Origin of the sequence: Arenimonas sp. (assembly GCF_019459675.1) — a bacterium.
GTDB lineage: Bacteria > Pseudomonadota > Gammaproteobacteria > Xanthomonadales > Xanthomonadaceae > Arenimonas.
Map to the genome: position 1 here is coordinate 1 of NZ_JAIBFH010000344.1, position 9339 is coordinate 9339.

7 protein-coding genes and 1 pseudogene are annotated in these 9339 nt (G+C 68.5%); 4 read left to right on the forward strand and 4 right to left on the reverse strand.

Translation table 11 applies throughout. The features are described from left to right. Positions 1–1119 (forward strand): DASS family sodium-coupled anion symporter (locus tag K0M70_RS11490; RefSeq protein WP_290782016.1); only part of this gene is annotated, 1119 nt, incomplete at its 5' end. Positions 1120–1259: 140 nt separating this feature from the next. Here K0M70_RS11490 and lpdA read toward each other — a convergent pair. Genes lpdA through aceF form a run of 3 tightly spaced genes read right to left on the reverse strand, consistent with a single transcriptional unit; the run spans position 1260 to position 6085 of the window. After that, the gene (gene lpdA / locus K0M70_RS11495; protein ID WP_290782018.1) at positions 1260–3113 is read right to left on the reverse strand and encodes a dihydrolipoyl dehydrogenase; all 1854 of its coding nucleotides are present in this window, start codon (positions 3111–3113) and stop codon (positions 1260–1262) included. Positions 3114–3135: 22 nt separating this feature from the next. Further along, positions 3136–4695: a GNAT family N-acetyltransferase gene (locus K0M70_RS11500; RefSeq protein ID WP_290782021.1), complete on the reverse strand. Its 1560-nt coding sequence runs from the start codon at positions 4693–4695 to the stop codon at positions 3136–3138. Between the two features lie 43 nt (positions 4696–4738). Further along, the gene (aceF, locus tag K0M70_RS11505; protein WP_290782023.1) at positions 4739–6085 is read right to left on the reverse strand and encodes a dihydrolipoyllysine-residue acetyltransferase; all 1347 of its coding nucleotides are present in this window, start codon (positions 6083–6085) and stop codon (positions 4739–4741) included. 214 nt (positions 6086–6299) lie between these two features. On the opposite strand from aceF, the gene K0M70_RS11510 reads away from it, so the two are divergent. Beyond that, positions 6300–6794 carry a hypothetical protein gene (locus K0M70_RS11510; RefSeq protein ID WP_290782025.1) on the forward strand — a complete coding sequence of 165 codons (495 nt, stop codon included), beginning with the start codon at positions 6300–6302 and terminating at the stop codon, positions 6792–6794. A 372-nt stretch (positions 6795–7166) separates the two neighbouring features. After that, positions 7167–7778, forward strand: coding sequence for an OmpW family outer membrane protein (locus tag K0M70_RS11515; RefSeq protein WP_290782028.1), 612 nt, complete (start codon positions 7167–7169; stop codon positions 7776–7778). 52 nt (positions 7779–7830) lie between these two features. On the opposite strand, the gene K0M70_RS11520 is transcribed toward K0M70_RS11515, so the two are convergent. Next, a complete protein-coding gene (locus K0M70_RS11520; RefSeq protein ID WP_290782030.1) occupies positions 7831–8340 on the reverse strand; it encodes a hypothetical protein in 510 nt (169 codons plus the stop codon). 157 nt (positions 8341–8497) lie between these two features. On the opposite strand from K0M70_RS11520, the pseudogene K0M70_RS11525 reads away from it, so the two are divergent. Continuing rightward, positions 8498–9339 (forward strand): annotated as a pseudogene (locus K0M70_RS11525) (hypothetical protein); the annotation flags it as partial.

Here is a 9339-nt window from a genome sequence, read left to right on the forward strand (position 1 = left end):
GGGGGGGGGGGTTTATTGCTTGCTCCGGGTGGGGGGGCGGGGGGGGGGCACCGCCGGCTGGCGCTGGGCATGGTGCGCGCTTTCGGCGGCGGCAGCGGCCGCAGCCTGCTTTACGGCTTCATCGCGGCCACCGGCGTCGGCAGCATGTGGATCTCCAACACCGCCACCACGCTGCTCATGTTGCCCGTGGCGCTGGCGATCCTGGAGTCCTACAGGGACCGTCGCCTGCATGCGCCGCTGATCCTGGGCATCGCGTACGCGGCCAGCGTTGGTGGGCTGGGCACGCCGATCGGTTCGCCGCCCAACCTCGTTTTCATGCAGGTCTACGCCGAGACCACCGGCCAGCGCTACGGCTTCCTGGACTGGATGATGATCGGCGTGCCGGTGGTGCTGCTGTTCCTGCCGCTGATGGCCTGGTGGCTGGGCCGCGGCCTGGCGGGTGCACCTTCGGCACAGCTGCCGGAAAGCGGGGCCTGGACACCGGGCGAGCGGCGCGTGCTTTGGGTCTTCGCGCTGACGGCGGCGGCCTGGGTGTTCCGAAGCGAACCTTTCGGCGGCTGGAGCGAACTGCTGGGCCTTCCGGGCGCCAACGACGCCAGCGTGGCGCTGCTGGCCGTGGTGGCCCTGTGCGTGATCCCGGACGGCCGCGGCAGCCAGCTGCTGGACTGGGAAACCGCCGAGAAGATTCCCTGGGGCGCACTGGTGCTGTTCGGCGGCGGCATCGCGCTGGCCACGGCCTTCCAGTCGTCGGGCCTGAGCGACGCTGTGGCGCAGGGGCTTTCGGGCCTGAGCGCCCTGCCCTTGCCGCTGCTGCTGCTGGGCATCGTTGGCGGCGTGGTGCTGCTGTCGGAGATCGCCAGCAACACCGCCACGGCCGTGCTGCTGATGCCGATCCTGGCCGCCACGGCCATCGCCGTGGACGTGGACCCGGCGCTGCTGATGTTCCCCGCCGTGCTGGCCGCCAGCGTGGGCTTCATGCTGCCGGTGGCCACGGCGCCCAATGCCATCGCCTACGGCAGCGGCCTGGTGGATTCACGCGAGATGCTGCGGCATGGGGCGGTGCTGGACGTGCTGGGCGTGCTGGTGCTGTGCGGGGTGTGCTGGGTGGCGTTCAACTGAGCCATCGGCGCGACCCTGCTCCCATCATTTCCGCCGCGCGTATCGAACTTGCCGGTCACACCGCACGAACAGGCAAGCGCGGGATGTGCGCCCGCGATGCCAAGCAGGAACAGCAGCGCTTCGACCCACCGGCGCACGCGTTACTTCTTCTTCGGGAAGTAGAGGTCGGTGATGCTGCCTTCCTGGATTTCGGCGGCCATGCCGACCGATTCGCTGAGCGTGGGATGCGGATGGATGGTGTGGCCGATGTCGCTGGCCTCGCAGCCCATTTCTATCGCCAGGGCCAGTTCGGCGATCAGGTCGCCGGCATGCACGCCGACGATGCCGGCGCCGATGATGCGATCGGTGGCTTCGTCGAAGATGAGCTTGGTGAAGCCTTCGGTGCGGCCGATGCCGACCGCACGACCCGACGCCGCCCAGGGGAATTTCGCCACGCCCACGTGCAGGCCCTTGGCCTTGGCTTCGGTTTCCGTGACGCCCACCCACGCGATCTCCGGATCGGTGTAGGCCACCGACGGGATCACGCGCGCCACCCACTCCTTCTTCTCGCCGGCGGCGACTTCAGCCGCCAGCTTGCCTTCGTGCGTGGCCTTGTGCGCCAGCATCGGCTGGCCCACCAGGTCGCCGATGGCGAAGATGTGCGGCACGTTGGTGCGCATCTGCCTGTCCACTGGAATGAAGCCGCGCTCGGTGACGGCCACGCCGGCCTTTTCCGCACCCAGCTTGCCACCGTTGGGCGTGCGGCCCACGGACACCAGCACGCGGTCGTACTTCGTATTCGCCGGTACCGAAGCGCCTTCAAACGTCGCGTGCAGGCCGTCCTTTTTCGCGTCCACCTTGGCCACCTTGCAGCCCAGGTGCACGACCACGCCGCGCTTCTTCAACAGGTCGGCCAGCGGCTTCACCAGGTCCTTGTCGGCACCGGGCATCAGCTGGTCCATGAACTCCACCACGGTGACTTCGCTGCCCAGCGCGGAGTACACGCAGGCCATTTCCAGGCCGATGATGCCGCCGCCAACGACCAGCAGCTGCTTGGGGATGTCGATCAGCATCAGCGCATCGGTGGAGTCCATCACGCGCGCGTCGTCCCAGGGGAAGCCGGCCAGCTTCACCGGCTGCGAGCCGGCGGCGATGATGCACTGCTCGAAGCGGATCAGCTTGGTGCCCTCCGATTCGCGCACTTCGACTTCGTTCGGGGAAACAAAGGTGGCCGTGCCGGTGACGGTGCGCACCTTGCGCTGCTTCGCCATGCCCGTCAGGCCCTTCACCATCTGGCCGACCACTTTGTCCTTGTGGCCACGCAGCTTGTCGAGATCGATCTTCGGGGCGCCGAAGCTGATGCCGAAGTCTTCGGCGTGCTTCGCCTCCACCAGCACTTCGGCCGCATGCAGCAGGGCCTTGGACGGGATGCAGCCGACGTTGAGGCAGACGCCGCCCAGCGATTCGTAGCGCTCCACCAGGACCGTGTCCAGGCCGAGGTCGGCGCTGCGGAAGGCCGCCGTGTAGCCGCCCGGGCCGGCGCCCAGCACCAGCATGCGGCACTCGAGGTCGGGCTTGCGGCCGGTGCCCGATACGGCGGTCGGGGCCGGGACGGCAGCCGATGTTCCGGCGGCAACGCCATTGCCCGCGGCGGGCTGGGCGACTTCGACGGCTTCGCTGGCGGCCGGTGCGGCGGGCTTGGCGGCGCCAGCGGGAGCGGCTGCAGCAGGCTTGGCCTCAGCCGCCCTGTCGCCCTGGCCGGAGTCCCCGACCTCTGCCGCTTCGGCAATGGCGATCACATCCCCCGCCGACACCGTGTCACCCAGCTTCACGCGCAGCTCGATGATCTTGCCGGCCGTGCTGGCCGGCACTTCCATCGTGGCCTTGTCCGACTCCAGCGTCACCAGGCCCTGGTCCTTGGCAACGGTGTCGCCGACCTTCACCAGCAGTTCGATCACCGGCACGTCGGCGTCGTCGCCGATGTCGGGCACTTTCAGTTCCAGGGTGTTGGCCATGTTCGATTCCCAGTGCCGCCGCTCAGACGCGACGTTTCCAAGTGGTTTGGTACAGGTCGTGGCGACGGTCGCGCAGGTTCTGCACGGTACCCGACGCACGGGCTTGCATCAGGTCGTCCAGCCGCAGGTCGGCGAAGGCCACCTGTTCGGCGTTGGGCGTGGTGTCGGCGGCAATGCCCTCGGGCGCGAACGGGAAATCGCAGGGCGTGATGATGCAGCTCTGCGCGTACTGGATGTCGAAGTTGTTCACGCCCGGCAGGTTGCCGACGTTGCCCGAGGTGACCACGTATACCTGGTTTTCGATGGCGCGCGCCTGGCAGCAGTAGCGTACGCGCAGGTGGCCCTGGCGCACGTCGGTGCAGTAGGGCACGAACAGGATCATCGCGCCCTGGTCCACCAGGTGGCGCGCCAGCTCCGGGAACTCCGAGTCGTAGCAGATCATCACGCCGATCGGGCCGCAGTCGGTGGCGATGGCCTCGGCGCTGTCGCCGCCGGCGATCTTCCACCAGTGCACTTCGTTCGGGGTGGGGTGGATCTTCTCGCGCTCGTGCACCGAACCGTCGCGCAGTGCGACATAGCAGATGTTGTGGATGTCGCCATCGTCCATCTGGGTCGGGTGCGAGCCGCCGATGATGTTGATGTTGTAGGACACCGCCAGCTTGTGCATCAGCTCCCGGTACTGGTTGGTGTACTTGGTGAGCGTGCGGATGGAGTCGGACGGCGACAGCGGCTTGTTCTCGATCGACAGCAGCTGCAGCGTGATCAGCTCGGGGAAGACGACGAAATCGCTGCGGTAATCGGCCGCGATGTCGACGAAGTACTCCACCTGGGTGGCGAATTCTTCGAAGCTCTTGATGCGACGCTGCTGGTACTGGACGGTAGCCACGCGCACCCGGGCCGGCAGGTCGCCGGTGCGCTGGGCCTTGCGGATGGCGGGATGGTCCGAAAAGCTGGGATTGCGCCAGACCAGGTGCGCCGCGTAGCCCAGCGACTCATGGTCCGACGGCAGGTAGTCGGGCAGCACGCCGATGACCTGGAACTCATTGCCCAGCTGGAAAGTAAGCGTCAGGTCGCGGGCCTTGCCTTCCTTCACCGCGTCAACATACGCCTGGGCAGTGCCGAACTGCTTCATGCGCTTGGACAGGCCCGGCAGGCGGCCGCCGAACACGATGCCCTTGAGGTCCAACTGCAGGCACAGCCGCTTGCGGCGGTCGTACAAGCGGCGTCCGATGCGCAGGCCCCGGCGCTCGGGGTCCACGCAGACTTCCATGCCGTAGAGCCAGTCGCCATTGGGGTCATGGCGCGAGGCGTAGCCGCCGCCGGTGATCTCGCGCCAGCCGTGCGGGGCCAGCGCCACCGCCTCGGCGATGCAGAACGTGGCGCAGTAACCCACCACCAGCCCGTCGTATTCGGCCACGTACTGGCCCTCGGGGAACTGCGCCAGCTGCCCGCCCACCATCTCGGGTGAATAGGCCATGCGCTCGCCGTAAGTGCGCGCGGACAGCGCAACGATGCCGGGAATGTCGGCGCGGGTGGCGCGTCGCACGAAAAGCCGTGACTGGCTGGCGTCGGTCTTGGTCATGGATGGCGTCCTTGGAAGGGGGGGCGGACGCGGGGTTCCCGGGTCAAAGCAACAGTCGGCGCAGGTCGCCGAGCACCTGCGCCAGATAGGCGGTGAAGCGCGCGGCGGCCGCGCCGTCTATCACGCGATGGTCGTAGCTCAGGCTGAGCGGAAGCAGCAGGCGCGCCTCGAACTCCTCGCCGTTCCACACCGGCTTCATGGCGCTGCGGGAAACGCCGAGGATGGCCACTTCAGGTGCGTTGATGATCGGCGTGAAGCCGGTGCCGCCAATGCCGCCGAGCGAGCTGATCGAGAAACAGCCGCCCTGCATGTCGGCCGACGAAAGTTTCTTGTCGCGCGCCTTGGCGCTGATCTCGCCCAGCTCCTTGGCCAGCTCGAGCAGCCCTTTGCGGTCGGCGTCCCGGATCACCGGCACCACCAACCCGTCGGGCGTGTCCACCGCGATGCCGATGTGGAAGTACTGCTTGAGCACCAGGTTGTCGCCGTCGAGCGAGGCGTTGAAGTTGGGGAACTTCTTCAGCGCAGCCACCGCGGCCTTGATCAGGAACACCAGCGGGGTGACCTTGGTGTCCTTGTGTTCTTCGCCCAGCTTCCTGCGGAACGCTTCCATCTCGGTGATGTCGGCGTCGTCGTTCTGGGTGACGTGCGGGATCATGGCCCAGTTGCGCGCCAGGTTGGCGCCGCTGAGCTTCTGGATGCGCGTGAGCGGCCTGCTTTCAACGCTGCCGAACTTCGCGAAGTCGACCTTGGGCCAGGGAATCAGGTCCAGCCCGCCGCCGCCGGCCGCGCGCGCTGCCCCGCCGCCCGCCAGGGTGGCCTTGATGAAGTCCTGCACGTCCTGCTTGCTGATGCGCCCGGCGCGGGCACTGCCGGTGACCTGCGCCAGGTCTACGCCCAGTTCGCGCGCGAACAGGCGCACCGCCGGACTGGCATGCGGCACCTTGCCCGGCATCAGCGACTGCGCGTCGAACGCCACGGGCGGCGTGCGGGTGGGCATCGGAGCCGCAGCGGGCGCGGCCACGCTCGGGGCCGGCGCGGCGGCCTTGACGGCGGCTGGCGCCGCAGGCTCAGCGGGCGTGGCCGGCGCAGCCGGCAACGGGGCCTTCGCAGGCTCGGGCTTGGCGGGCTCGGGCTTGGCAGACTCCGCCGCCGCAGGCTCGATCAACGCCACCACCGAACCCTCCGACAGCGCGTCCCCCACCTTGACCTTGAGCTCGCGCACGACGCCGTCGAACGGTGACGGCACTTCCATGGTGGCTTTGTCGGATTCCAGCGTCACCAGGCCCTGGTCCTTCTTCACCGTGTCACCGGCCTGGACCAGCAGCTCGATCACTGGCACATCCTTGTCGTCGCCGATATCCGGCACGCGTGCTTCCAACAGATCGGCCATGGTCCACCTGGATCCCGCATCAGAGTCGTGACCCTATTCTCGCCCCGTTGCGCCCCGCGGGCAAAGCTTGCCGGCGGCATCGGGCTTTCTTGCCTGCACGCGGGGCCCATACGTCACTGGATGGACCGGCATTCACCGCGGCCGCCGGCAGGCCCGCGCAGCCGCTGGGGCATACTCCACCCGGGCCGGCGTGGCCGGCGGCGAGGCGAACGGCATGGCGGCGGCGATCAACCTCATCGTGGCCTTCCTGCGCCAGCTCGACCTGGGCGTGAACGAAGGCGAGGTTTCCGACGACGCCTTCCTGCCGGGACTTCGAATCACGGCCGGGCAGATCGTGTTCGACCGGCACAAGCTGCGCTGGCCCGGCGACCTGCTGCACGAAGCCGGCCACCTGGCGATGACGCCGGCCGCACGACGCGGCACCCTCAGCGATGACCTGGCGGGACAGCCAGCCGATGCGCACGCCGGCGAAGCCGAAGCCACGGCCTGGGCCTATGCGGCCACCGTGGCGCTGGGACTTCCGCCCGACGTGCTGTTCCATGCCGGTGGCTACCACGGGCAGTCACAGGCGCTGATAGCAACCTACGGCGCCGGCGTGTATCCCGGGGCCCATGGACTGTCCGAAGCTGGCATGGCCTTGATTGGCGAAGCGGCCCGCGCGCAGGGGCTGCCGCCGTATCCGCACATGCTGCGCTGGCTTCGCGAATGAAGATTCACCGTCGCCGCCAAAAATAACCCCCCGAGGGGAACGGGGGGCTGGAGAGCGCAAACACTGGGGCACGCGTGCTGGTCGCGCCTTCGCGGGGCTCGCGATGAGCCCAAGCGCAATGAGGAATCGGTGGTCCGGTAAAGCCTTTGCCTGGCGCTGTGTGCTCAGGGTGAGCGAACGGCTGCAGCGCGGCACGTGCCATAAGTCCGCAGCTCCTACGCTGGATGGACCGCAGCAGCGGTCAATGGTTCCCGGCACCGCTTAGCCCCGGTTCACACGGCATCAACGCCGGCATCACCGCGGGTTGAACCCGGCGTGCCCAGCATTACCCCGCCGGCACATGCCGCCCACCCCCCGCACAGGAGAAAACCCATGCCCCGCCTTTCCTTCGCTGCCCTCGTCATCGCCGGCGCGTTCGCAACGTCCGCCGCCAGCGCCCAGGACTTCACCGCCACCCTGGGCTTCCAGAACACCGACCCCAAGTCCGACAACGGCACGCTGGCCGGCGGCGACGCCACGGTGAACGACGACTGGAGCCTCACCGGCAGCTTCGCCTACAACTTCAACCCGAATTTCTCGGTTGAACTGTGGTCGGGCCTGGCCAACTACGAGCACGAAGTGTCCATCGAAGGCCTCGGCACCGTCGCCAGCGTCGAGCATCGCCCCACCACGCTGAGCCTGAACTACCAGTTCCTGCCCGAAGGCAGCTTCCGTCCGTTCGTGGGCATCGGCTACGGCTGGATCAGTGTTTCCGGCGAACGCTCGCTGGGCGCGCTGTCGGGCCTGGGCATCTCGGGCAGCAACGCCGACGGCCTGAGCCTGACGCTGGGCGCGGACTTCTACGTGAACGACAACTTCTTCCTGCGCGGCGACGTGCGCAAGCTCGACTTCGACACCGAAGTGACGGTGGAAACGCTGGGCAACGTCGGCACCGCCGAAGTTGACCCGCTGGTTTATGGCATCAGCGCCGGCTTCCGCTTCTAAGCATCGCCGGGTGTGCCAGGGCAGGGGCGGCCTCCGGGCCGCCCCCTTTTTTTTAGCCCTCGCGCGCGGCGCGACGGGCCTGCATCGACGCACGGCCGTAGGCCTTGATCTCTTCGGCGGTCAGCTTGCCGTCGCGATTGGTGTCGATGATGTCGAAGTCATCGCTCCAGCGCCTGTGCTTGGTGCCCAACTCGGCGGCGGTGATGGCGCCGTCGGCGTTGTCGTCCATGCCGACGAACAGCCCGCGCTGGTAAGACATGGCCGACTTCATGCGCTGGCCGCCGCGACGCATTTTCTGACGCACCGCCGCCAGCTCGGCCTGGTCGAGCGAACCGTCCTTGTTGGCGTCCATGCGGTCGAAGTTCCTGGCCATCCGCTCACCGACGGCCTGCGCCTCGATGCGGTCGATACGGCCGTTGCCGTCCTTGTCGGCGGCGGCGAAGCGCGCCTGCGCCTTGGCCTGGTGTTCGGCGTGGCGCGCACCGCGGTCGGCACCCGGGGCCTGCGCAAAGGCGATGCCGGTGGCCAGGACCAGCGCGGTGAAGATGAGGGGCTTGAACATGTCGATCTCCTGTCGGGCCGGTGCATTCCGTCCGTACCCACAAGAACGCACCAGCCATTGCGCGGTTGACCGCGCCAGCGCCCTGCGCGGCAATCGTTCAGCTTGCCGGCCGCCGGTGCCTGCGGCATCGTGGCGGGACTGCCTTCGAGTGCACGCCATGAAGCGACTTGCCCTGTCCGTCACCCTGCTCGCCCTGCTGGGCGCCTGCCGCGAACCGGCTGTCCCGACCGCGCCCGAGGCGCCGCCGCCCCCCGCCCGGGAGCAGACCGAGGCGCCGACCGCGTCGCCGTCTGGCCCGGCCGAGCCCGGCCAGGTGCCCCGTGCCTTCCTGTGCCGCGGCAATGAACCGTTCTGGGCGCTGGACATCCATGCCAACGGAGCCCTGCTCAAGACACCCGATGCGGAAACCGAGCTGCTGGGCGAGCTAAAGGCCAATCAAGGCGGCTCGTTCGCTTTCCGCGGTGCTCCCGACGGCAGCCCCGAGGAAGCGGTGTCGGCGTTGATCGTGCCCGGCCAATGCTTCGACACGATGGCCGACGGCCCGGCGCTGCCGTTCAGCGCGCAGGCCAGCCTGCCTGGCGGCGAAGTTGCCAGCGGCTGCTGCAGCGTCGAGTACGGCCTGGACCTGGCCAACGCACCGGAAGCCAACGCCGGCACGAAGGACGCCGCCGACTGGAGCCGCCTGCTGCCCCAGCTTTCGGGCGCCGTGCAGCGCTGCGTCAGCGATGCCGGCGTGGCCACCGACGTGGTCACCACCGCCTGGCCCATGAACCGCGGCAAGGCCGGCGTGCGCCTGCGCGATGCCGGCGGCGACCGCTTCGACTGCGTGGTGGACCTGGAAACCGGCGCCATTGAAGACGTGAAGCCCGTCGCCGCCGAAGACGTGATGCCCGGTGAAGGTTCGCCGCTGTGGCTACCCGCTCGCGAGGTGCCGCCCGTGCTGCACTGCGGCCGCGTGGAGCGGGTGACCGCCGACCAGGACGGCGGCATCCTGCCCAC